This is a genomic window from Pseudomonas sp. SK2 (assembly GCF_016772395.1).
GTDB lineage: Bacteria > Pseudomonadota > Gammaproteobacteria > Pseudomonadales > Pseudomonadaceae > Aquipseudomonas > Aquipseudomonas taiwanensis.
In genome coordinates this window covers 843,605-867,510 of the sequence record NZ_CP061944.1, presented here as the reverse complement: position 1 = coordinate 867,510, position 23,906 = coordinate 843,605, and the positions used below count along the sequence as shown (strand labels likewise).

Annotated in this window: 12 protein-coding genes, 2 tRNA genes and 3 rRNA genes; 4 read left to right on the top strand and 13 right to left on the bottom strand. The window is 60.5% G+C overall.

Annotated features, from left to right (window positions below; genetic code table 11):
* Window positions 1–3: 3 nt before the first annotated feature.
* The 3 genes from IF103_RS03770 to IF103_RS03760 all read left to right on the top strand — a co-directional run bounded on the left by IF103_RS03770 (window position 4) and on the right by IF103_RS03760 (window position 2,032).
* Complete coding sequence (locus IF103_RS03770; protein WP_202675879.1) at window positions 4–627, top strand: lysophospholipid acyltransferase family protein; 624 nt, start codon at window positions 4–6, stop codon at window positions 625–627.
* Between the two features lies 1 nt (window position 628).
* On the top strand, window positions 629–1,561 hold the full coding sequence (locus IF103_RS03765) for a phosphatidate cytidylyltransferase (protein WP_202675878.1): 933 nt from the start codon (window positions 629–631) through the stop codon (window positions 1,559–1,561).
* A gap of 126 nt (window positions 1,562–1,687) precedes the next feature.
* Complete coding sequence (locus IF103_RS03760; RefSeq protein WP_003258412.1) at window positions 1,688–2,032, top strand: cupin domain-containing protein; 345 nt, start codon at window positions 1,688–1,690, stop codon at window positions 2,030–2,032.
* 970 nt (window positions 2,033–3,002) lie between these two features.
* Here the strand turns inward: IF103_RS03760 and mmsB are convergent.
* On the bottom strand, window positions 3,003–3,893 hold the full coding sequence (mmsB, locus tag IF103_RS03755; protein WP_023378675.1) for a 3-hydroxyisobutyrate dehydrogenase: 891 nt from the start codon (window positions 3,891–3,893) through the stop codon (window positions 3,003–3,005).
* Window positions 3,894–3,903: 10 nt separating this feature from the next.
* Window positions 3,904–5,430 carry a CoA-acylating methylmalonate-semialdehyde dehydrogenase gene (locus tag IF103_RS03750; RefSeq protein WP_023378674.1) on the bottom strand — a complete coding sequence of 509 codons (1,527 nt, stop codon included), beginning with the start codon at window positions 5,428–5,430 and terminating at the stop codon, window positions 3,904–3,906.
* Window positions 5,431–5,570: 140 nt separating this feature from the next.
* Between IF103_RS03750 and IF103_RS03745 the strand changes: the two genes are divergently transcribed.
* The gene (locus tag IF103_RS03745) at window positions 5,571–6,521 is read left to right on the top strand and encodes a LysR family transcriptional regulator (RefSeq protein ID WP_027907828.1); all 951 of its coding nucleotides are present in this window, start codon (window positions 5,571–5,573) and stop codon (window positions 6,519–6,521) included.
* Between the two features lie 59 nt (window positions 6,522–6,580).
* Here the strand turns inward: IF103_RS03745 and yfiB are convergent, their stop codons facing one another.
* The 11 genes from yfiB to IF103_RS03690 all read right to left on the bottom strand — a co-directional run bounded on the left by yfiB (window position 6,581) and on the right by IF103_RS03690 (window position 23,532).
* Window positions 6,581–7,072 (bottom strand): outer membrane lipoprotein YfiB, encoded by a 492-nt coding sequence (yfiB, locus tag IF103_RS03740; protein WP_186599200.1) that lies wholly within the window; start codon window positions 7,070–7,072, stop codon window positions 6,581–6,583.
* Window positions 7,073–7,105: 33 nt separating this feature from the next.
* Window positions 7,106–8,347, bottom strand: coding sequence for a diguanylate cyclase DgcN/YfiN (gene dgcN / locus IF103_RS03735; RefSeq protein ID WP_023378670.1), 1,242 nt, complete (start codon window positions 8,345–8,347; stop codon window positions 7,106–7,108).
* A complete protein-coding gene (gene yfiR / locus IF103_RS03730) occupies window positions 8,344–8,910 on the bottom strand; it encodes a regulatory sequestration protein YfiR (protein ID WP_027907831.1) in 567 nt (188 codons plus the stop codon). Before yfiR ends, dgcN begins: the two co-directional genes overlap by 4 nt.
* A gap of 67 nt (window positions 8,911–8,977) precedes the next feature.
* The gene (gene recD / locus IF103_RS03725) at window positions 8,978–11,053 is read right to left on the bottom strand and encodes an exodeoxyribonuclease V subunit alpha (protein ID WP_023378668.1); all 2,076 of its coding nucleotides are present in this window, start codon (window positions 11,051–11,053) and stop codon (window positions 8,978–8,980) included.
* Entirely contained in the window at window positions 11,050–14,724 is a 3,675-nt protein-coding gene (gene recB / locus IF103_RS03720; protein ID WP_104882175.1) for an exodeoxyribonuclease V subunit beta, read from the bottom strand. The genes recD and recB overlap by 4 nt, the downstream gene beginning before the upstream one ends.
* Complete coding sequence (recC, locus tag IF103_RS03715; protein ID WP_023378666.1) at window positions 14,721–18,200, bottom strand: exodeoxyribonuclease V subunit gamma; 3,480 nt, start codon at window positions 18,198–18,200, stop codon at window positions 14,721–14,723. Before recC ends, recB begins: the two co-directional genes overlap by 4 nt.
* A gap of 188 nt (window positions 18,201–18,388) precedes the next feature.
* Window positions 18,389–18,504, bottom strand: a 5S ribosomal RNA gene (rrf, locus tag IF103_RS03710).
* Window positions 18,505–18,634: 130 nt separating this feature from the next.
* A 23S ribosomal RNA gene (locus IF103_RS03705) occupies window positions 18,635–21,526 on the bottom strand.
* A gap of 233 nt (window positions 21,527–21,759) precedes the next feature.
* A tRNA-Ala gene (locus IF103_RS03700) sits at window positions 21,760–21,835 on the bottom strand.
* Between the two features lie 6 nt (window positions 21,836–21,841).
* Window positions 21,842–21,918 (bottom strand) — tRNA-Ile (locus IF103_RS03695).
* Between the two features lie 77 nt (window positions 21,919–21,995).
* Window positions 21,996–23,532 (bottom strand): 16S ribosomal RNA (locus IF103_RS03690).
* Together the 16S, 23S and 5S rRNA genes with 2 tRNA genes alongside form the textbook arrangement of a ribosomal RNA operon.
* Window positions 23,533–23,906: the final 374 nt, after the last annotated feature.

The window sequence follows — 23,906 nt, the reverse complement described above, 5'->3', positions numbered from 1 at the left end:
GCCATGCTTGCCGCCCTGACTGCCTTCATCATCACCAGCGCAGCGCGCCTGATCACCGGCGCCCGCGCCCTGTGGCTAGGCTGCGCACCGCAACCGGTGCAACGCCTGTATTTCGCCAACCACAGCAGCCACGGCGATTTCGTGCTGATCTGGGCCTCACTGCCTGCGCCGCTGCGCAGGCATACCCGGCCCGTGGCAGGCGCCGATTACTGGGCCAAGCCTGGGCTGCGCGACTTTCTGATCCGCAAAGTGTTCAACGGGGTGCTGATCGACCGGCACCGGGTCGAAGGCCAGGGCAACCCACTGCAACCGATCTTCGACGCCCTGGCCCAGGGCGATTCCCTGATCTTCTTCCCGGAGGGCACCCGCAACCTGGGCGATGAGCCGCTGATGCCCTTCAAAAGTGGATTGTTCCATTTGGCCGCCGCCAATCCCGGCATGCAATTGGTGCCCGTCTGGATCGCCAACCTCAACCGTGTGATGCCCAAGGGCCGGGCCCTACCGTTGCCGCTGTTGTGCACCTTGAGTTTTGGTGAGCCCATTCACCTGCAGGCCAACGAGGGCAAGCAGGACTTTCTAGAGCGGGCCAGTCAGGCCCTGCTGAATCTGGCACCAAAGGATGCCTGACATGGACGACAACACCCTTCTGCTGTTCGCCGGTATTGGCGCGCTCCTATTGCTCGCCAGTGTGATCGGTCGCTTGCTCAAATGGCGTGCAGGCCCTGCCCCTCATGCGGTAATCGACAACCTCAACGCCCGCATCAATGCCTGGTGGGTGATGGTACTGGTGATCGGCATCGCCTTCCTGTTCGGCAAGTACGGTGTGATCGTGTTGTTCTACGGCGTTTCGTTCTACGCCTTGCGCGAGTTCATGACCCTCACCCCGACCCGACGCAGCGACTACCCGGCGCTCGTGGCCGCCTTCTACGTGGCGCTGCCGGTGCAATATTTGCTGATTGCCATGGACTGGTACGGGTTGTTCAGCATCTTCATCCCGGTGTACCTGTTCCTGCTGTTGCCGATTCTGGCCAGCTTCGGCGGTGACACCACGCGCTTTCTGGAACGGGCCTCGAAGGTACAGTGGGGCCTGATGATCGCGGTTTACTGCCTGTCTTCGGTACCCGCCCTGCTGACCCTCGATATACCCGGTTACGAAGGCCGCAACCTGTTGTTGATCGCCTGGCTGATTCTGGTGGTGCAGATCAGCGACGTGCTGCAGTACGTGTGCGGCAAGTTGTTCGGCAAGCACAAGGTGGCGCCCAACCTGTCACCGTCGAAGACCGTCGAAGGCCTGGCCGGCGGTGTGGCACTGGCGACCTTGGTCGGCGCCCTACTGTGCTGGATCACCCCGTTCAGCTTCTGGCAGGCTGCATTGATGGCCTTGACGGTCAATGCCATGGGCTTTTTCGGTGGGCTGGTGATGTCGGCGATCAAACGCGACCGTGGGGTCAAGGACTGGGGGCACATGATCGAGGGCCACGGAGGCATGCTCGATCGGATGGATTCAGTGTGCTTCGCTGCGCCGGTGTTCTTTCACTTTGTGCGCTACTGGTGGGCGTGAGCCGTGGCGCTGCACGGGTCGACGGCATAGCGCGGTCAGGCAGCTGGACGTCGAGCCCAGGCAACTGGCGCTCGGCCAATGGCCCTATGGTGATACGTCATTCAGCCAGTCACCAGGAGTTGTGCCATGTCCGATTTCATCACCGTCCTGCGCGAGACCTGCCCGACGCCGGTCGTGGACGCCACCAAGTGGAAGCGCATCGGCGGCGATCCGCACACCGTCAACCTCAACGCCTACTTGTCTGCCGACGGCAGCAAGATCATGGGTACCTGGATCTGCACGCCAGGCAAGTTCGAGGTGAATTACGAAAAGTGGGAGTTCTGCCACTTCCTCGATGGCTATTGCATCATCACCCCGGAAGGTGAAGAGCCCAAGCACCTCAAAGCCGGTGATGTGTTCGTGATCGAACCGGGAATGAAGGGCACCTGGGAAGTGGTCGAGACCGTGCGCAAGTATTTCGTCTTCGCCTGATTCTTGATATGGGTTGGGGATGCTAGGTGGCTGTCATGGTTTAGCGGTGATGCGTATATCGAGCGCCGCCCGCGCGGCGCATCGCGAGCAAGGCTCGCTCCCACGTTTGTTTCGGGCCAATTATTCCTGCGAGATTCGTGCGCGAACGCGTTGGCGCATGGCTCGATATCGCGCCGTACAAACAAGGCGGTCGCGCGCGTCTGTCACAGGCGTTATTGGCCGTAAACAAACGTAGGAGCGAGCCTTGCTCGCGATGCGCCGCGCGGGCGGCGCTCGATCTTGCAAACGCCAAAAACCTTACGACAGGCAAAAAAAATCGCGGGCCAGGTGCCCCTCCCTCTGGTGCGCAGTTACAGAGGGGAAGCACCCAACCCGCGATCAAGCCTCGCTCGTCAATCCTTCTTGCGATACCCCTCGCCACGCGTAGGAGCGAGCCTTGCTCGCGATGCGCCGCGCGGGCGGCGCTCAATCTTGCAAACGCAAAAACCTTACAACAGGCAAAAAAAATCGCGGGCCAGGTGCCCCTCCCTCTGGTGCGCAGTTACAGAGGGAGAAGCACCCAACCCGCGATCAAGCCTCGCTCGTCAATCCTTCTGGCGATACCCCTCGCCACGCGTAGGAGCGAGCCTTGCTCGCGATGCGCCGCGCGGGCGGCGCTCAATCTTGCAAACGCCAAAAACCTTACAACAGGCAAAAAAAATTGCGGGCCAGGTGCCCCTCCCTCTGGTGCGCAGTTACAGAGGGAGAAGCACCCAACCCGCGATCAAGCCTCGCTCGTCAATCCTTCTTGCGATACCCCTCGCCACGCGTAGGAGCGAGCCTTGCTCGCGATGCGCCGCGCGGGCGGCGCTCGATCTTGCAAACGCCAAAAACCTTACGACAGGCAAAAAAAATCGCGGGCCAGGTGTCCCTCCTTCTGGTGCGCAGTTACAGAGGGAAAAGCACCCAACCCGCGATCAAGCCTCGCTCGTCAATCCTTCTTGCGATACCCCTCGACAATCGCCGAGAAGTCCTTGCCACCGTCCCCCCGCAGGCTCATCGCCTGGTACAACTGCTGGGCGACGGCGCCGAGAATCACCGGTTGGTGCGCCTGCCGCGCAGCCTCAGTGGCCAACCCCAGGTCCTTGAGCATCAACTCGGCACCAAAACCTCCGGTGTAGCCCCGTGACGCCGGGGCGGTCTCGATGACGCCCGGCCATGGGTTGTAGGTGTCGGAACTCCAGCAACGCCCGGTCGAGCTATTGATGATGCCGGCCAGCACCTTGGTATCGATGCCCAGCGCATTGCCCAGGGCCATGGCTTCGGATACTCCGATCATGGAGATGCCCAGCAGCAGGTTGTTGCAGATCTTGGCGATCTGCCCGGTCCCGACCTCACCGCAATGCACGATGTTGCGGCCCATCTGCTCCAGCACTGGCTTGAGGGTGGCGAACAGCTCGGCACTGGCGCCGACCATGAACGTCAATGTGCCAGCCGCCGCGCCGCCGGTGCCGCCAGACACCGGAGCATCGCCCATGTCCACCCCCTTGGCCGCGGCGGCCTTGGATACATCGCGGGCGGTCTGCGGGTCGATGGTGCTGCAATCCACCGTCGGCGTACCGGGGCGGATGCCCGCCAGTACGCCATCTTCTTCGTTGAGGTACACGGCGCGCACATGGGCCGCAGCCGGCAACATGGTGATGACCAGTTCGCTGCCAGCAGCCGCGTCCTTGGGCGAGGCGCTGACCTGCCCCCCGAGCTCGGCAAGCTCGGCCAACACGGTCTTGTTCAGGTCGAACAGGTTCAACGAGTGCCCGGCCTTGATCAAGTTGCGGGCCATGGGGGCACCCATGTTGCCCAGGCCGATGAATGCGATACGCATGGCGATCTCCTTAGCGCAGGCTGATGGTGGTGTTCACACCGTCATTGACGCTGTCGTCATCGAACCAGCGGGCGGTGACGGTCTTGGTCTGAGTGTAGAACTGCACCACTTGCTTGCCGTACGGGCCCAGGTCGCCCAGCTTCGAGCCGCGCGAACCGGTGAAGCTGAAGAACGGAACCGGCACTGGGATCGGGATGTTGATACCGACCTGGCCGATGTCGATCTCGCTCTGGAACTTGCGCGCCGCCGCGCCACTCTGGGTGAACAGGCCAGTGCCGTTGCCGAACGGGTTGGCGTTGACCAGGGCGATGGCTTCATCGAGGGTGTCGACTTCCAGGGTCACCAGCACCGGGCCGAAGATCTCCTGGGTGTAGATCTGCATGTCGGTTTTCACCCCAGAGAACAGGGTCGGGCCAACGAAGTTGCCCTGCTCGTAGCCTGGGACCTTCACATCGCGCCCATCCAGTTCAAGCTTGGCGCCTTCCTTGATACCGCTTTCGATCAAGCCCAGAACACGCTCCTTGGCGCGCTTGGATACCACCGGGCCCACATCGGTGCCTGGTTCACAACCAGCATTGACCTTGAGCTTGCTCGCCGCCGCCTTGATGTCCGGCAGCCACTCACGGGCCTTGCCCACCAGCACCGCCACCGACGTGGCCATGCAGCGCTGGCCGGCTGCGCCGAAAGCGGCGCCGACCAGAGCATTGACGGTTTGCGTGCGGTTGGCATCGGGCAGTACCACGGCATGGTTCTTGGCGCCCATCATCGACTGCACGCGCTTACCGTGCTGGCTGCCCAGGTTGTAGACGTGGGTGCCGACTTCGGTGGAGCCGACGAAGGAGATGGCCTTGATGTCCTTGTGGGTACAGATCGCATCGACCACTTGCTTGCCACCATGGACCACGTTCAGAACGCCCGCTGGCACGCCGGCTTCCAGCGCCAGCTCGACCAGCATCATGGTCGACAGCGGGTCCTGCTCGGATGGCTTGAGAACGAAGGTGTTGCCGCAAACGATGGCCATGGGGAACATCCACAGCGGGATCATCGCCGGGAAGTTGAACGGGGTGATGCCTGCACACACGCCGATGGGCTGGCGCAGGGTGTAGGTGTCGACACCACCGGCGACGTTCTCGGCGAACTCGCCCATCTGCAGGGTACCGATGGACGCTGCGTGCTCGACCACTTCAAGGCCACGGAAGATATCGCCTTCGGCATCGGCCAGGGTCTTGCCCTGCTCGGCGCTGAGGGTCTGGGCGATGCGCTTGGTGTGCTCGCGGATCAACGCCTGCAGCTTGAGCATGATGCGCATGCGTGCGCCGATCGGGGTGTCGCGCCAGGTCAGGAAGGCGCGCTGGGCGGCGGCCACAGCAGCATCCACTTCCTCGACAGTGGCGAAGGGAACTCGCGCCAACACCTGCTGGGTGGCCGGGTTGACGATGTCACGCCATTCGCTGGTCTTCGATTCGACCCATTGGCCATCGATCAGCAGCTTGACCTGTTCGACCTTGGTCTGGTCGGGGGATTGCGGTGCGTTCATCTGCGTTCTCCTTGGAATTATTGTCAGGACGAGATCGCCAGCGCCGGGGGCAAACGCGAGGTGGCGCTTGGGTCTTGGGGCTTTTTTCGAGTATAGATGTGCAAACATCCAACAAGAACGCACAAAAAAACCGGATCATCATGCAAAAAGACCTCACCTCATTGAGCGCGCTGAACTGGGACGATCTCAAGTTCTTCCTCGAAGTGGCACGCACCCGCAAGGCCAGCAGCGCCGCCAAGCGCCTGAGCGTCGACTACACCACGGTATCGCGGCGCATCAGCTCGCTGGAGGGCGCCCTGGGCACCTTGCTGTTCGAAAAATCACGCACCAACGGCTTCGTGCTCACGGCCGAGGGCCAGCGCTTGCTGGGCTATGCCGAGTCGATCGAAAGCACCCTGCACATGGCCTGCGAACAGGTTTCCGGTTCTGGGGTAGCGTTGTCGGGGCACGTACGCATGGGCTGCACCGAGGGTTTCGGCAGCTTCTTCGTCACCCCGCAATTGAGCCATTTCGTCGATGCCTGGCCGGCCATTTCGGTGGATATCCTGCCGCTGCCGCACTTCATCAGCCTGTCCAAGCGCGAGGCGGACATCGTGATTGCCCTGGAACGTCCGGAGCATGGGCCGTACGTGTGCTGCAAGCTGTGCGACTACCGCCTGCGGTTGTATGCCACCCAGGAGTACCTGGACAGCCACGCGCCGATTCGCCAGGTGAGCGATCTGGTCGAGCATCCGTTCATCAGCTATGTGGATGACCTGGCGTTCAGCTCGGAGCTGCTGTACCTGGCCAACCTGATTCCCAATGCCAGTGCGCACCTGCGCAGCACCAGCGTGATCGCCCAGTTCACCGCCGCGCTGCAGGGTCGAGGACTGGCGATTCTGCCGTGCTTCCTGGCGGCGCAGGATCCACGGCTGGTGACGGTGCTGCCGGAGGAGATCGAAGTGACGCGGCAGTTCTGGATGTATTGCCGGGAGGACTTGCGCAAGTTGAAGCGGATTACCTTGCTGTGGGATTACATACGTGAGGTGACCGAGGCGAATGCACCGCTGTTGATGGGTGAAACGCGCAAGATGCGGTTCGTTCAGACCTGAGAGGCCACAAGGCCACGGTAGGAGCCGGCGTGTTGGCTTCTACCGTGATCGCGCAAGATTCAGTACGACGCCACCACGATCGACACACGGCGATTTTCCATGCGCCCAGCGCTGCTGCGGTTGTCTGCAACCGGCTGACTGCTGCCCAGACCTCGGGTCTGAATGTTCTGTGCCGGCATGCCGATGCCAATCAGAGCCCTGGCCACACTCTGTGCCCGGCGCTCGGAAAGCTGTTGGTTGTAGGCAGCCTTGCCCGAGGCATCGGCATGGCCGTCGACCCGCACACCTTGGATACCCACGCTCAACAACGCCTTGCCGATCCGCTCGACTATCGCCTCGCTCTGGCCGTTGAGGCTGTCCAGGTCGCTGCCGAACAGCACCTTGCCCGACAGGTCATAAGCCCAACCCTCCTCAGTCGGAGCAAACCCTTCACGCTTGAGGACAGCGATCTGTTCGGCACTCAGTCCTTTGGGTGGCGCACTCTGGCAACCACCCAGCGCCAGCAGGGCCAGCAACAACGCAACGAAGGGAAAACGTAAACGCAGTATCACGGTTCAACTCCTGTTTTTTATTTCTACGGCGGACTACTCCGTTTGCGCCGCTTGCCAATGACCCCGACGCCTGCGCTTGGCCTGGTACATCGCCGCATCGGCGGCATTGAGGAGGCTGGCAGGGTCGGTGCCATCTTGCGGGTAGTAAGCGATGCCCACGCTCACCGACGTGCTGATGCTGCTGCCGCTGTCCAGTTGGATGGGCAGCTTCATGCTGGCAACGATCTTCTCGGCAATGCGCTCGGCATCTTCGCGCGACTGCATCGGTGTCAGGATCACGGCGAATTCATCACCGCCAAGGCGCGCCACCAAGTCGTGTTCGCGCAACTGGGCGCGAACGCGCTCGGCAACACAGATCAGCACTTCGTCGCCCACGGCATGGCCGAGGCTGTCGTTGATCTGCTTGAAATGGTCGCTATCGAGGAACAACAGTGCCAAGTGATCGCCCTGACGGGCCGCATTGCGCACCGTGCGGTTCAGACGGCCTTCGAAGAACGCGCGGTTGGGCAAGCCGGTGAGGCTGTCGTGGCTGGCTTGATGGGCCAGGGTCTGGTTCTCGTTCTGCAGGTGGCTGTGCCAGACCTCCAGTTCATCGAGCAAGGCATTGAAGTCGTTACCCAGTTCGTTGAGCTCGGCAATGGGTGCTTCCGGCACGCGACGGTCGAAACTGCGCTCACGGCGCGCGGCATGGGCGACGCTGGCCAGGCCGCGCAGCGGGCGGACAATGTCGCCCAGCATGCGTTGCGACAGGTAAAGGGCAACCACCGCGCTCAACAGAGTGCAGCACAGAATGCCGCCCAATCCGCTGAGCAGGAATAACAACAGGCTGCGGCCCTGGCCAACCAGCTCCATATGCCCCACCTTCTGCTGCTGATGAAAAATCGGCAGGTTGATCGGTTCGTCCAGCAAGGCAGTTGCCACCCGGGCTTCCAGATGGGCAAGCATGCTGTCATCGCGGCGTTGCCAGTGCGCAAGCTGATCGCCATCGTTGTTGAAGACTTTGGCCTCGGCCACCTCTTCGGTGCTGGCGATCAGCGCCAACGCCTCATTGGCCGCGGCACTGTCGTCGAACACCACGGCGGCTTCGACGGTGTAGTTGATCGAGCGGGCAATCAAGTGCAGGTTGTGATTGGCATAAGCTTGCAGGGCAAGCACCCCGAGCAGGGTCAGGGATATACCGGCCAGCCCCACTGCCAGCAACGCCACGCTGAGGTGGCCACGGCTCAGCACCGAGCGCAGGGTCGGGCGTGCATTACGCTGCTTGCCAGGCTTCATGGCTGCACCGCTCGACGCCGCGACAATTGCAGCACGCTAGGGTGAATACGAACGCCTGAGCGCGCCACGGAGTCGAGGTTCACCTCGAAGGCGACCTGCTGGTCAGTGACCCGCAGGCAAAACAGGCTGCCCACCGTGCAGGGGTCGTCAGCCTCGCTGATGCTCAACACCGGGTGGCCGCTGACCGACTGGAAGAGGCGGTCACGCTGGCCGGGGTCAAGCCTGCCGATGTACAGCGCATCGCAGGACTGGGCGAGCTGGGCATCGTCGGCCAACAGGCGGCGCACCTGAAGCGGCTGGCCGGCGTTCTGGACATTGCCTTTGATCAGGTCGTCGGCATATTCGGTAGGCCCGACCAGGCACAAGCGCAACGGCGAAGGTGGCACCGGCCAACGGGCATAGCTGAAGATCCCCAGCACTACCTGAGTGACGGCCTTGGCCCGCTGTTGCGCCTGCTCGGCCGTCGCCGTGGCGTCGGCGCGCACAGGGCCTGCCAATAGCGACAGAGCAGCCAGAAGCAGCGAAAGCGCGCAGCGCGACAACCGTCCCCCAGCCCCTGTCATGTGGGAAATCTCTCACATCCCTTTCAAATTATTTCGCAACGATAGCATAACGCCGCCCCACAGGCGGCTAGACCTGCTCCAGCATCAACCCCGAGATACGCCGGACCTTACGCATCACCGCCTCTTCGAAAATACCCTGGCGCGGCTCGATCAGGCTGAAGCAGTGCTTGGCGCGCGTGATGCCGGTGTACACCAGCTCCTTGGTCAGCACCGGGTTCAGGGCATCGGGCAGTACCAGGGCGGTATGGCTGAACTCCGAGCCCTGGGACTTGTGCACCGTCATGGCGAACACCGTCTCCACTTCGTTAAGGCGGCTGGGCAGGACGAAACGCACACCGCCACTGCCGTCGTTACGTGGGAAGGCCACGCGCAACAGGGGCTGGCCCTGTTCATCCGGCAGGTACAGGGCGATCCCGATGTCGCCATTCATCAGCCCCAGGCCGTAGTCGTTTCGCGTCACCAGGACTGGACGCCCCTCGTACCAGGGCTGCTGGCTATTGATCAGCCCTGCATTGTGCAGCACGCGAGTCACCCGCTCGTTCAACCCTTCCACCCCCCAGGCGCCCTTGCGCACCGCGCACAGCAGCTGGAAGTCCTCGAAATGCTGCAGCACCTTGCTCGCCCATTGCTGCCAGCGTGGGTCGTCGAAGGCGGTGCCTGGCGCGGGGCGAAAACGCCCGATGGCACGCAGGTAGTGACGGTAACCGTGTGGCCCCTCCTCGCCCCGGTTCAGTCCATCGAGCAACAGGCGGTCGAAGGCACGATCCTGTTCACCGCGCAGGGCAAGGCCAAACACGTCCGCCGGTGGCAAGGTCAACAAGTCGCGCGCAGCTTGCGCCTCCTGGCGGTTGACCAGACGAGCCAGTTGGCCGATACCACTGCCCTCGCCGAAGCGGCGGGAGAAACGCAGCATCACCACCTGCTGGGCGAGTGGGTTGCGCTGTGCATCACCGGCCTTGAGACCGCTGTTGGCCAGCGATTGGCCGCCCACCTGCTCAAGCCAGGCTCGGGTTTCAGGCGAATAGCAGCCCTCCTCCGCGTCCCGGCACAGGTCACCCAGCACGGCACCGGCCTCGACCGAGGCCAGCTGGTCCTTGTCGCCCAGCAGAATCAGGCGGGCCCTTGGCGGCAGGGCATCGAGCAGGTTAGCCATCATCTCCAGGTCGATCATCGAGGCTTCATCGACCACCAGTACATCCAACGGCAACGGATTGGCGCTGTGATGACGGAAATGCCGAGACCCTGGGCGACTGCCCAGCAAGCGGTGCACCGTACTCACGTCGGTGGGAATCTGCCCGCGTACCTCGGCGCTGACCTGCAGCCGCTCGACCTGCTGGCCAATGGACTCGGTCAGGCGAGCAGCGGCTTTGCCGGTCGGCGCGGCCAGGCGGATGCGCAGAGGCCGGCCCTGCTCGACCGCCGGAGCCTGCAGCAGCGCCAGCAGGCGCACCACCGTGGTGGTCTTGCCGGTGCCGGGGCCGCCAGTGATGATGCTGAAGCCTGCCCGCGTGGCCAGGGCACACGCGAGCTTCTGCCAGTCCACCTGGCCTGCCGGTGAGCCACCATCGAACAACTGGGCCAGACGTTCGGGCAGTTCATCGGGCGGTACCTCGCCGCGGCCCAGGCGTTGGCGCAGCGTCTGGTCGATCTGCCGTTCGTAGCTCCAGTACCGGCGCAGGTAAAGGCGCTCGCCACTGAGTACCAATGGACGCGAACGCTGCTCATGACTATCGCCGGCGGCCACCAGTAGGCTGGCGGCGATACGTTGGCGCCAGGTAGAGAGGTCCAGATTCGCCAGCAGTTGCGAGGGCAGCATCAGCGGACCGGCCAAGGCATCGCCTTCGGGCGGCAGTGACAGGGCGAAGTCCGGTTCGGCCAAGGTCTGCTGCAAGTCCAGACAGACATGGCCATGGCCCAGCTGATGACTGGCCAGCGCCGCCGCCAGCAGCAACAAAGGATCACTGCCCGGCGCCCGCTCTTCGAGAAACGACACGAACGCGCGGTCCAGGGCGCGTAGCCAGCCCCGCTCTACCCAACGGTCGAGCAATTGCAACAGGTCGTTGCTGTCACGTTGCGGCGCCAGTGCCTGCAGGTGCTCGGCATCCAGCGGCGTGGGCAAAAGATCGTCAAGGCTTCGGCTCATGGCGCGACTCCGGCAAACAGGTCCTGCTGTTCGGGTTGGTGAACGCCACGGAACAGGGCATCCAGCGCGTCGATCAGCACTCGGGGAGGTTTGGCGAAGTACACGCCGTGGCCGCTGCTGGCTCCCCGCAGGAAAATGAACAGTGCACCGCCGACATCGCGGTCGTAGTCGTAGTCAGGCAGTCGTGCGCGCAACTGGCGATGCAGGGCCAGCAGGTACAGCACGTATTGCAGGTCATAACGGTGCTCCAGGATGGCTTTTTCCATGGCCATGCCGTCATAGGCCTGGATGTCGGGACCGAGCCAATTGGACTTGTAGTCCGCCACGTAATAGCGGCCATCGAGCTCGAAGGCCAGGTCGATGAATCCTTTGAACATGCCATTGAGCAGCGTCGGCTGGGCAGCCGGACGGCCAGCACCGGGGTGCGTGTAGCGTGCCACCAGGCGGTCAAGCTGCTCGGCGTCGACCTGGTGGCTCGCGAACCAGAACTCCATCTCGATCTGGTAGTGCCGCAACTGGGCGAGTGACAGCGTCGCATCGCCACCGTCGATCGACAGCGGCTCGGTCAGCAGCCGCTGCAACCACTGGCTCAAGGCCGGAATCCAGCCGGTCCAGTCTCGCCGATTGCAGCGTTGGCCCACCGTGCGTTCGAGCAACCTGGGGTTGGCGCTGACCTCGGCAAAGCCCTCGCGACCGGCCCATTCGAGTAGGCCATGGAGGAAGGTGCCGGGGTTCGGTCCGCGGGGGAAGCGGTGGATATCCCCCCCTTCGGCTGGCACTTCACGCACCCGTTGGGCATCGACGGCTTCATCATCGAGCAGTTGCTGAGCCAGGGAACTGTCTGCCCCCAGGGTTTGTTCGCCAACCCGCAGCGCACTGTAGGAAGCTATCCACCAATGCTCGGCCGCGGCCCGACGCGGTTTGCGCGCCGGCACCATTTCTTGCTCGCTGCGCGGTGCGCTGTACAGCGTTTCATCGACTTCAGGAGGGCTGGAGCAGACGATATGGCGGCAAGCCGACGCCAATGCCTGTAACCAGTCCGCCAACAGTTCAGAGGTGGGAAGCGCCAGCCCGCCGCCGAGCAAGTAACCCAGCGCCGAACGGTGCAACTGCGAGCTTTTCTGGTTGCCACGCTTGAGATCGGCAATACCCAGCCAGCAGGCATGCTGGGCGCGGGTGAGGGCCACGTAGAGCAGACGCAGGTCCTCGGCGAGGCGTTCGTCGTCGGCCTGAGCTATCTGTTCTGGGGTGGGCGTCAAGGTCAGGTGGGCGTTGCCCGCGCCGTCGTGCCAGGCCAGCGGCAGTCGTGAGCCATCCACCGGTTTGCTGGTGCAGATGAACGGCAGATAGACAAGCGGATACTCCAGGCCCTTGGACTTGTGAATCGTGACTACCTTGACCAACTGCTCATCGCTTTCCAGACGCAGAATTTGCTCCTCGCCGGCTTGGCCCGAGTTGGCCAGGTGCTCGGCCAGGTGACGGATCAGCGCCTGCTCGCCATCCAGTTCGGTGGCGGCCTGTTGCAGCAGCTCGGCCAGGTGCAGCAGGTTGGTCAGTACACGCTCGCCGTCGGTGCGGCCAAGCAAGGTTCGGGGCAGCTCGAAGTCGTGCAACAAGTGGCGCAGCATCGGCAGCACGCCCTGGCGCTGCCAGAGTTCGCGGTAGTGACGAAAACGCATCACCCAGTCTTCCCAGACCCGCTCATCCTGGTTGAGCTGGTCCAGCCTGGCCAGCGGCAGGTCGAGGGTGAGGCTGGCCAGGGCAGCCTTGAGCAGGCGCTCGGAGTCCGGCTCGGCGCAGGCCTTGAGCCAGGCCAGCAGGTCATGGGCTTCCTGGGCGGCGAACACCGAGTCCTTGTCGGACAGGTACACACTGCGCACGCTGCGCGCCGCCAGTTCGCTGCGAATCAACTGCGCTTCGTTGCCGTCGCGCACGAGGATGGCGATATCCGAAGGCAGGCAGGGACGCCAGTCGCCATCCCCCTTACCGAAGCCGATCGTGCCCTGCTGGCCGCCGTTGAGCAGGGTCACGATGTGGCTGGCGCAGCTGGCCGCAAGCTGCTGCCGGTAGAGCGTACTGGAGATCGGTTCGTCACGCTCCAGTCGCCAGCAATGCAGTGCCGCGCATGGCTGGCCATCGACGAGCAATTGCTCGCTTCGACCTTTGGCCTTCACCTCTACGAAGGGCAATGGGTTGTCATGCGCCTCGCGGAACAGGAACGCCCCTCGCCCCTGCGTCCGGCCTTCTGCCTGGAGGAACACTTGGTTGACTGCGGCGACCATGGCCTGGCTGGACCGGTAGTTGGTGTCCAGGCTATGCAGTCGGTCGGCGGTGGCACGTCGGGCAGTCAGGTAGGTATGGATGTCGGCGCCGCGGAAAGCGTAGATCGCCTGCTTGGGGTCGCCGATCATGAATAGACCGGTTTCCCGGCGATTCTCGGTAATCCGGTAGATGCACTCGAAGATGCCGTACTGCACCGGGTCGGTGTCCTGGAACTCGTCGATCAGCGCCACGGGGAACTGCTCGCGTATCAGTCCCGCCAAGCGCTCACCAGCCTCGCTCGTCAATGCCTGCTGCAATCGCGTCAGCATGTCGTCGAAGCCCATTTCCGCACGGCGGCGCTTCTCCACTTCAAAGCGTGCCGATACCCAGCCCGCAGCCTGTTCCAGCAAGCGTGCGTCGGGACTGGCCAGGGCCTGCAATTGCTGCTCAAGCGACTGCATGGCATCCAGTCCGGGATGCGCCGGAGGCGCACCCGACTTCCAGATCTCGGCCATGCCGTCTGGGGTGAGGCGTGTGAAACCGGTGCCCAGTTCCAGCTCCGCGAGCTGATCGTCGCTGGCCCAGGCACGCAGCTTGTCGAACCATGGGACGAAAAACCGCGCCTGTAGTTTACGTCCGTCGACCTGCTTGGCAGCGACGGCATCCTGGCAGAGCTGCTGTAGTTCGTCGGCCCATTGCGCCCAGGGCGCCTTGAGTTGGCGCAGCTGTTCACCGCGCTGGCGCAGCGCAGCCTCGATCAACGCTTGTGGCTCTGGCCCGTCCAGGTCGATGGCCACTCGCCCGAACAGCGGACGAATACGGGGAAGCAGCGCGTCCGGGCTGCCCCAGTGGTCGCGCACCCAGGCCAGTGCTTCGCCCTGCATGGCGTAGCAGAAGCGTCGCCAGTAGTCGCGCATCACTTGGCCCAGCAGCTCGCTGTGGTCGGTCTCCAGGCTCTGCGTGAACAAGCTTCCACTGTCGAAGGCATGCTCGCGCAACATGCGCTGGCACCAGCCGTGAATGGTCGATACTGCGGCTTCATCCATCCACTGAACGGCGATTTCCAGACGGCTGGCGCAGCGCGGCCAGTCGTGCTCGGGATAGTCGTCACGCAGCTGCTGCAGTAGCGGATCGGCGGCGGCCAGTTCGCCCCGGAAGAAGCGTGCAGCCTCGGCCAGGCGGGCACGAATGCGCTCGCGCAACTCCTTGGTGGCGGCATCGGTGAAGGTCACCACGAGAATTTGCGGTGGCAGCAGTTCGCGACCAAAGCCTTGTTCGCCGCCGTGGCCGAGGATCAGGCGCAGGTACAGTGCGGAAATGGTGAACGTCTTGCCCGTACCGGCACTGGCCTCGATCAGCTGGCTGCCATGCAGGGGAAAACTCAATGCCAGAGGTCGAACCTGGGTCATGCGCCACTCTCCGGGTTACCCAGGGTTTGCCAGGGTGCGGTAAATAACGGTCGGTACAGGGTCTCGCACCAGCCCTCGAAGGTCTCGTCGGCCATGAGTGCGGCAAAGTCGCGGAACTGGCGCGCCAGGGCGAGGCTTTCGCTGCGTTCGCCAAAGCTGGTTCGGCCATCCCCTTCATAGGCACGCTCAGCGGCGGCCAGGGCCTTCTCCGGGTCTTCCTGGGCGAGCCAGGCGAACGCTGTCTTAGCGGCCACCGGCAGCGGTGCGTTCATCGCCGCCTGGCGTGCCACGAGCAGGTGGCCAAGCAGATTGGCGGCATCCGCCTGTGGCAGGGGCGGCAGCAGCAGGGTCAGGTCACTGGCCACCACGGCACTGTTGAGCGGATAACCGGCAGCGCAGGCTGCCAGGTGCATCACCCAGCTTGCCGTGAGGCGGTGCCACTTGAAGTTGTTGCGCCCGGCACTGATGGTATTGGGTACCGTGGTGACGCTAAGTAGGCTCTGGTCATCGGCCTGGTAGACGCGTCCCAACCAACCCTCGAGGCGATGCTTACCCTGCTCGAAATGAATTGGTAGCGCCCCCTCAACCAAGGTTGGCCAGCGTTGCAACAGTTGTCGGTGACGTTGCAAAAGATCAGGCAAGGGCTCGACCAAGTCGGCCTGCAGCAGTTCACCGAAGCCCGCCAGAGGCAGCGCCCCACAGGCCTGCAGACGACGGGCCTGGGCGTGCAAGGCCTGCTCGGCGTGGTCGGGATCGGCCAGCGCGGCGCCCAGCAAGCTTTCGCTGGCGCTGTAGCGTTGCAGGGTGTCGAGCACGAACGGTTCCTCATCTGGGGTTGGTGCTTCCAACGCCTCGAAAAACACTTTCAACCGTTGGCTGAAGAAATGCCGGACCGGGTGACGCAAGAAGTCCTGCAGTTGCATCAGCGTCAGGGCCTCCTCATTGTCATAGGGCGCCAGTGCGTCGCTGAGTGGCACCTGTTCGACTGCCTGATGCAGCACCTGCCACTCATGGGCATAGCTGAACAATGCACTGCCCTTCTGGAAATAACGCCAGCTGAACGGCTGCAATGGATGCTCCTGGGTCAGGGCATGCAACAGTTGCTGGCCGGGGTCTTGCTGTTCGCCATCCTGGGCACCGAGCAGGCGCCAACCGGCCGCAAGGTGGTCACGCAACTGGCCAATCAACACCGAGGCTGGCCGCTCGCTGTTGTCGCGAATGCTGCGACCGACCCAACTGACATACAGCTGGTCCTGAGCCGAAAGCACGGCTTCGAGCAGTAGGTAGCGGTCGTCTTCACGGCGGGAGCGGTCACCTGGACGGTAATCGCTGGCCATCAGGTCGAAGTCCAGGGGTGGCTGGGCGCGCGGGTAATCGCCATCGTTCATGCCCAGCAGACAGACTACACGGAAAGGAATGGCGCGCATGGGCATCAAGGTGCAGAAGTTCACCGACCCGGCGAGAAAACGCTGAGACAGCTTGCCCTGGTCGAGACCGGACAGCCAGGCCTCGCGCACGACGGTAAGCGGCAGCAAATCCTGCAGCCCCACGGTTTCGCAGACTTCGAGCCAGCTGTCGCGCAGCTCCTGCAATTGCATCAAGAGGAATTCATCGTGTTCTTCCTCTGCCAGGAAGAATACCTGCAACAGCGCGTGCAGACGCTCGCCCCACTGCGCGGCGGTAGCGGGTTGGCGCAAGGCTTCGCAGGCCACGTCCAAGGCCTCCAGCAGCGCCACCAATGGGCCGATCAAGGCAGCGTCGAGGCCGCCGATCTCATCGTAGGGCTCGATGCCGTCGCAGCTCTCACCCACGCCGACGGCATAGCCCAGCAGCATGCGGCGCAAACCAAATCGCCAGCTGTTCTGCTCCAGGCCTTCCGGCAACCCCAGCGAGGCCCTTTGCTCGGCACTCAAACCCCAACGAATACCGGCACCCTCGATCCAGCGATGCAGTGTCGGCAGGTCGCTCTCACGGATGCCGAAACGGGCGCGAACGGTCGGGACATCCAACAGATCGAGCACTTCACTGACGGCGAAGCGGCTGTCGGGGAGCTTGAGCAGGTATTCGAGGGCGATCAGCAGTGGGTCACGACCACGCTGCCCCTGATCGGTGAGGGTGTAGGGGATGTAGCGGGGATCGTTACGCTGCAGTTGACCGAACACAGCGCGAATGTGCGGGGCATAGGTGTCGATTGCCGGGAGCATGACGATGACGTCACGTGGCCTCAGGGTAGGGTCGGCGCTGAACCGGGCAAGCAACTGGTCATGGAGGATCTCGACCTCACGCTGGGGGCTATGGGCCACGTGGAAACGCACCGAACGATCCTTGCCAGGGTCGACTTGTGGCCACCGCTCGCGGGTTTCCGCGAGCGGACGAAGTTCGAGAATGTCGTCTTGCAACTGGTTGAGCAATGTAGTGGGCGCGCCGTCGCTGAACAGGTCGATACGCCCATCGCTGAACACGCCCCGGTAGCTGCCAGGGTCGTCGTAGCTGTCGAGCAGGTTGATGTAGTCGCGGCCCTGCTTGCCCCAAGCGGCAAGCAGGGGATGGGCATGCTGATGCAGCGATTCATCATCCAGTTGCAAGGGCATGCCCTGCTTGCGCTGCTGGCGCTTGTACTGATGACGCAGCAGGTCCTTGTCGGCGACGATATCGGCCCAGTGGTGACGACATGGGTTGTGCACACAAAGCAAGACCTGACTGAAACGGGCCAGGCCGGCCAACGCCTCCAGTGCCTGGGCAGGCAAGGACGAGATACCGAACACGATTACCCGTGAAGGCAGGCCCGCCGGTGCGTCTTGAAGTTGGTTGATACGCTCGATGAAGCGTTGGTGCACTCCGGCACGGCTCTGGGCCATGCCTTGCTCGCCGACATCTTCCAACAGCGCTCGCCACAGCTCGGCTTGCCAACGATTACCGGGGGCCAACGGTTTGCGTTCGCCACGGGCGGTGTTGAGTACATGCTCACCGGCAGCCCAGTCCTTCAGCCAGTCGGCGCGGTAGACCTGGTATTGGTCGAACAGGTCGGCAAGGCGTTCCGCCAACTGATAACGCTTACGCAGGTCGCTGTCGTCGGTGAGGAAACGGCGCAGCGGCTCGAAATGGGGACGTTCGATCAAGGCGGGAAGCAAGCGCATCAGGCGCCAGGTCAGCGGGGCCTTGTCGAGCAGGGATACCTCGGGGATTTCTTCGCGCCCCAGTATGGCCCGGTACAACTGCCACATGAAACTGCCAGGTAGTTGCACGTCAATGGCGGCCGCGATGCCACAACCTCCTTGATCGTCGTCCTGCGGGTCCTCAGCCAGGGCCAGCTTGAGCCACTGCGCGATGCCGTTGCTTTGCACGAGGGCGATTTCGTTTTCCAGTGGCGCCAGCGGGTAGCGCCGCATCCAGCTCACCACCAGGCTTCGCAGGTCATCCAGTCGGTTGCCGTGGACGATCATGAAGCCGGGATGAAGTGGGGTGCTGTTAGCCATTGAGCGTTCTCTGGTAACTGGTCGGTTCTGGTGCGGAACCATATCACGGGGCAGACACCGAAATGTGTCGCAGTCGGTTGTGCGACAGCCCTTGAACTGGGGGGCGCGGTGCGCCAGAGCAGTAGTGTTCTGCGCCAGAAAGACAAAACCCCTACCTGCTCGCGCAGATAGGGGTTTTGCGAAATGAATCTTGACGATGACCTACTCTCACATGGGGAAACCCCACACTACCATCGGCGATGCATCGTTTCACTGCTGAGTTCGGGATGGGATCAGGTGGTTCCAATGCTCTATGGTCGTCAAGAAATTCTGTTGCCAGAATGTCGTGTAAACACTCTTGGCCAATTCGGATATGTGAATTTGTGGTCTTGCGAACTTTCGGTCGTTTCGTCTTCACCACCGCAATCTGCGTCAGCAAATTGCTTGGGTGTTATATGGTCAAGCCTCACGGGCAATTAGTATTGGTTAGCTCAACGCCTCACAGCGCTTACACACCCAACCTATCAACGTCGTAGTCTTCGACGGCCCTTTAGGGAACTCAAGGTTCCAGTGAGATCTCATCTTGAGGCAAGTTTCCCGCTTAGATGCTTTCAGCGGTTATCTCTTCCGAACATAGCTACCCGGCAATGCCACTGGCGTGACAACCGGAACACCAGAGGTTCGTCCACTCCGGTCCTCTCGTACTAGGAGCAGCCCCTCTCAAATCTCAAACGTCCACGGCAGATAGGGACCGAACTGTCTCACGACGTTCTAAACCCAGCTCGCGTACCACTTTAAATGGCGAACAGCCATACCCTTGGGACCGGCTTCAGCCCCAGGATGTGATGAGCCGACATCGAGGTGCCAAACACCGCCGTCGATATGAACTCTTGGGCGGTATCAGCCTGTTATCCCCGGAGTACCTTTTATCCGTTGAGCGATGGCCCTTCCATACAGAACCACCGGATCACTAAGACCTACTTTCGTACCTGCTCGACGTGTTTGTCTCGCAGTCAAGCGCGCTTTTGCCTTTATACTCTGCGACCGATTTCCGACCGGTCTGAGCGCACCTTCGTACTCCTCCGTTACTCTTTGGGAGGAGACCGCCCCAGTCAAACTACCCACCATACACTGTCCTCGATCCGGATAACGGACCTGAGTTAGAACCTCAAAGTTGCCAGGGTGGTATTTCAAGAATGGCTCCATGAGAACTGGCGTCCCCACTTCAAAGCCTCCCACCTATCCTACACAAGCAAATTCAAAGTCCAGTGCAAAGCTATAGTAAAGGTTCACGGGGTCTTTCCGTCTAGCCGCGGATACACTGCATCTTCACAGCGATTTCAATTTCACTGAGTCTCGGGTGGAGACAGCGCCGCCATCGTTACGCCATTCGTGCAGGTCGGAACTTACCCGACAAGGAATTTCGCTACCTTAGGACCGTTATAGTTACGGCCGCCGTTTACCGGGGCTTCGATCAAGAGCTTCGCTTGCGCTAACCCCATCAATTAACCTTCCGGCACCGGGCAGGCGTCACACCCTATACGTCCACTTTCGTGTTTGCAGAGTGCTGTGTTTTTAATAAACAGTCGCAGCGGCCTGGTATCTTCGACCGACATGGGCTTACGGAGCAAGTCCTTCACCCTCGTCGGCGCACCTTCTCCCGAAGTTACGGTGCCATTTTGCCTAGTTCCTTCACCCGAGTTCTCTCAAGCGCCTTGGTATTCTCTACCCGACCACCTGTGTCGGTTTGGGGTACGGTTCCCAGTTATCTGAAGCTTAGGAGCTTTTCTTGGAAGCATGGCATCAACCACTTCGTCGCCTAGAGGCAACTCGTCATCAGCTCTCGGCCTTGAGATCCCGGATTTGCCTAAGATCTCAGCCTACCACCTTAAACTTGGACAACCAACGCCAAGCTGGCCTAGCCTTCTCCGTCCCTCCATCGCAATAACTGGAAGTACAGGAATATTAACCTGTTTTCCATCGACTACGCTTTTCAGCCTCGCCTTAGGGACCGACTAACCCTGCGTCGATTAACGTTGCGCAGGAAACCTTGGTCTTTCGGCGTGGGAGTTTTTCACTCCCATTGTCGTTACTCATGTCAGCATTCGCACTTCTGATACCTCCAGCAAGCTTCTCAACTCACCTTCACAGGCTTACAGAACGCTCCTCTACCGCGTCATCAAAGATGACACCCGTAGCTTCGGTGCATGGTTTGAGCCCCGTTACATCTTCCGCGCAGGCCGACTCGACTAGTGAGCTATTACGCTTTCTTTAAAGGATGGCTGCTTCTAAGCCAACCTCCTAGCTGTCTAAGCCTTCCCACATCGTTTCCCACTTAACCATGACTTTGGGACCTTAGCTGACGGTCTGGGTTGTTTCCCTTTTCACGACGGACGTTAGCACCCGCCGTGTGTCTCCCATGCTCGGCACTTCCAGGTATTCGGAGTTTGCATCGGTTTGGTAAGTCGGGATGACCCCCTAGCCGAAACAGTGCTCTACCCCCTGGAGTGATACATGAGGCGCTACCTAAATAGCTTTCGAGGAGAACCAGCTATCTCCGAGCTTGATTAGCCTTTCACTCCGATCCACAGGTCATCCGCTAACTTTTCAACGGTAGTCGGTTCGGTCCTCCAGTCAGTGTTACCTAACCTTCAACCTGCCCATGGATAGATCGCCCGGTTTCGGGTCTATACCCAGCGACTAAACGCCCTATTAAGACTCGCTTTCGCTACGCCTCCCCTATTCGGTTAAGCTCGCCACTGAATATAAGTCGCTGACCCATTATACAAAAGGTACGCAGTCACCTAACAAAGTAGGCTCCCACTGCTTGTACGCATACGGTTTCAGGTTCTATTTCACTCCCCTCTCCGGGGTTCTTTTCGCCTTTCCCTCACGGTACTGGTTCACTATCGGTCAGTCAGTAGTATTTAGCCTTGGAGGATGGTCCCCCCATGTTCAGACAAAGTTTCTCGTGCTCCGTCCTACTCGATTTCATTGACAAGAGATTTTCGTGTACGGGGCTATCACCCACTATGGCCGCACTTTCCAGAGCGTTCCACTAATCTCAAATCAACTTAAGGGCTGGTCCCCGTTCGCTCGCCACTACTAAGGGAATCTCGGTTGATTTCTTTTCCTCAGGGTACTTAGATGTTTCAGTTCCCCTGGTTCGCCTCTTGCACCTATGTATTCAGTACAAGATAACCAGCTTGTGCTGGCTGGGTTCCCCCATTCAGAGATCTCTGGATCACAGTCTGTTTGCCGACTCCCCAAAGCTTATCGCAGGCTACCACGTCTTTCATCGCCTCTGACTGCCAAGGCATCCACCGTATGCGCTTCTTCACTTGACCATATAACCCCAAGCAATCTGGTTATACTGTGAAGACGACATTCGCCGAAAATTCGCATGTTGCTCAATTAAGAGCAGAACTCACAAATTTTACCTTAGCCTGACATCACACCAGTGAAAGTGCGTGCCAGTCTATCTATCACATATCCGAATTTTTAAAGAACGATCTGACAAAAGTCAGAAATCAACATTCGATCTGAATGCTCATTTCTAAGTTCTGATCAAGTAAGCGAGTGGTGGAGCCAAGCGGGATCGAACCGCTGACCTCCTGCGTGCAAGGCAGGCGCTCTCCCAGCTGAGCTATGGCCCCGCATATTGGTAGGTCTGGGCAGATTTGAACTGCCGACCTCACCCTTATCAGGGGTGCGCTCTAACCAACTGAGCTACAGACCTATATAGGGTCTTGATCGTCTTCGACAATGAATCAAGCAATTCGTGTGGGAGCTCATCAGCAGGCTGATGTCGTCGATTAAGGAGGTGATCCAGCCGCAGGTTCCCCTACGGCTACCTTGTTACGACTTCACCCCAGTCATGAATCACACCGTGGTAACCGTCCTCCCGAAGGTTAGACTAGCTACTTCTGGTGCAACCCACTCCCATGGTGTGACGGGCGGTGTGTACAAGGCCCGGGAACGTATTCACCGCGACATTCTGATTCGCGATTACTAGCGATTCCGACTTCACGCAGTCGAGTTGCAGACTGCGATCCGGACTACGATCGGTTTTGTGAGATTAGCTCCACCTCGCGGCTTGGCAACCCTCTGTACCGACCATTGTAGCACGTGTGTAGCCCAGGCCGTAAGGGCCATGATGACTTGACGTCATCCCCACCTTCCTCCGGTTTGTCACCGGCAGTCTCCTTAGAGTGCCCACCATAACGTGCTGGTAACTAAGGACAAGGGTTGCGCTCGTTACGGGACTTAACCCAACATCTCACGACACGAGCTGACGACAGCCATGCAGCACCTGTGTCAGAGTTCCCGAAGGCACCAATCCATCTCTGGAAAGTTCTCTGCATGTCAAGGCCTGGTAAGGTTCTTCGCGTTGCTTCGAATTAAACCACATGCTCCACCGCTTGTGCGGGCCCCCGTCAATTCATTTGAGTTTTAACCTTGCGGCCGTACTCCCCAGGCGGTCAACTTAATGCGTTAGCTGCGCCACTAAAATCTCAAGGATTCCAACGGCTAGTTGACATCGTTTACGGCGTGGACTACCAGGGTATCTAATCCTGTTTGCTCCCCACGCTTTCGCACCTCAGTGTCAGTATCAGTCCAGGTGGTCGCCTTCGCCACTGGTGTTCCTTCCTATATCTACGCATTTCACCGCTACACAGGAAATTCCACCACCCTCTACCGTACTCTAGCTCGCCAGTTTTGGATGCAGTTCCCAGGTTGAGCCCGGGGCTTTCACATCCAACTTAACGAACCACCTACGCGCGCTTTACGCCCAGTAATTCCGATTAACGCTTGCACCCTCTGTATTACCGCGGCTGCTGGCACAGAGTTAGCCGGTGCTTATTCTGTCGGTAACGTCAAAACAGCAAGGTATTAGCTTACTGCCCTTCCTCCCAACTTAAAGTGCTTTACAATCCGAAGACCTTCTTCACACACGCGGCATGGCTGGATCAGGCTTTCGCCCATTGTCCAATATTCCCCACTGCTGCCTCCCGTAGGAGTCTGGACCGTGTCTCAGTTCCAGTGTGACTGATCATCCTCTCAGACCAGTTACGGATCGTCGCCTTGGTGAGCCATTACCTCACCAACTAGCTAATCCGACCTAGGCTCATCTGATAGCGCAAGGCCCGAAGGTCCCCTGCTTTCTCCCGTAGGACGTATGCGGTATTAGCGTTCCTTTCGAAACGTTGTCCCCCACTACCAGGCAGATTCCTAGGCATTACTCACCCGTCCGCCGCTGAATCAAGGAGCAAGCTCCCGTCATCCGCTCGACTTGCATGTGTTAGGCCTGCCGCCAGCGTTCAATCTGAGCCATGATCAAACTCTTCAGTTCAATACTGCTTGGGTTTTTAAGAAACCCTAAACTTGGCTCAGCAATCTCAAATGACTATGTGATTTCTCGCATGGCCACTTGTGATGCTGATAATCTTTGTGACTATCAGTCCGTACTCACAAGCACCCACACGAATTGCTTGATTCGATTTGTTAAAGAGCGTTTGGCTAAGAGCGTTTCGTCTCAACCGAGGCGCGCATTCTACGCTTTCCTCATTTGCTGTCAAGCGTTTATTTTGAAGTTTTTTGCGAGAAACTCGTTTAGCTTCAAACACTTGACTCGCTGCGATCTCTCGTAGCGGGAGGCGAATAATACAGCGTTTTAAAACGCTGTCAACCACCTCTTTCAGCGCTTCCGATTGCTTTCTAAACGCT

Excerpts from the sequence above, each read along its gene's own strand:
- IF103_RS03770 (WP_202675879.1), top strand. The coding sequence starts at position 4 with ATGCTTGCCGCCCTGACTGCCTTCATCATCACCAGCGCAGCGCGCCTG.
- IF103_RS03765 (WP_202675878.1), top strand. The coding sequence starts at position 629 with ATGGACGACAACACCCTTCTGCTGTTCGCCGGTATTGGCGCGCTCCTA.
- IF103_RS03760 (WP_003258412.1), top strand. The coding sequence starts at position 1,688 with ATGTCCGATTTCATCACCGTCCTGCGCGAGACCTGCCCGACGCCGGTC.
- mmsB (WP_023378675.1), bottom strand. The coding sequence starts at position 3,893 with ATGCGTATCGCATTCATCGGCCTGGGCAACATGGGTGCCCCCATGGCC.
- IF103_RS03750 (WP_023378674.1), bottom strand. The coding sequence starts at position 5,430 with ATGAACGCACCGCAATCCCCCGACCAGACCAAGGTCGAACAGGTCAAG.
- IF103_RS03745 (WP_027907828.1), top strand. The coding sequence starts at position 5,571 with ATGCAAAAAGACCTCACCTCATTGAGCGCGCTGAACTGGGACGATCTC.
- dgcN (WP_023378670.1), bottom strand. The coding sequence starts at position 8,347 with ATGAAGCCTGGCAAGCAGCGTAATGCACGCCCGACCCTGCGCTCGGTG.
- yfiR (WP_027907831.1), bottom strand. The coding sequence starts at position 8,910 with ATGACAGGGGCTGGGGGACGGTTGTCGCGCTGCGCGCTTTCGCTGCTT.
- recD (WP_023378668.1), bottom strand. The coding sequence starts at position 11,053 with ATGAGCCGAAGCCTTGACGATCTTTTGCCCACGCCGCTGGATGCCGAG.
- recB (WP_104882175.1), bottom strand. The coding sequence starts at position 14,724 with ATGACCCAGGTTCGACCTCTGGCATTGAGTTTTCCCCTGCATGGCAGC.
- recC (WP_023378666.1), bottom strand. The coding sequence starts at position 18,200 with ATGGCTAACAGCACCCCACTTCATCCCGGCTTCATGATCGTCCACGGC.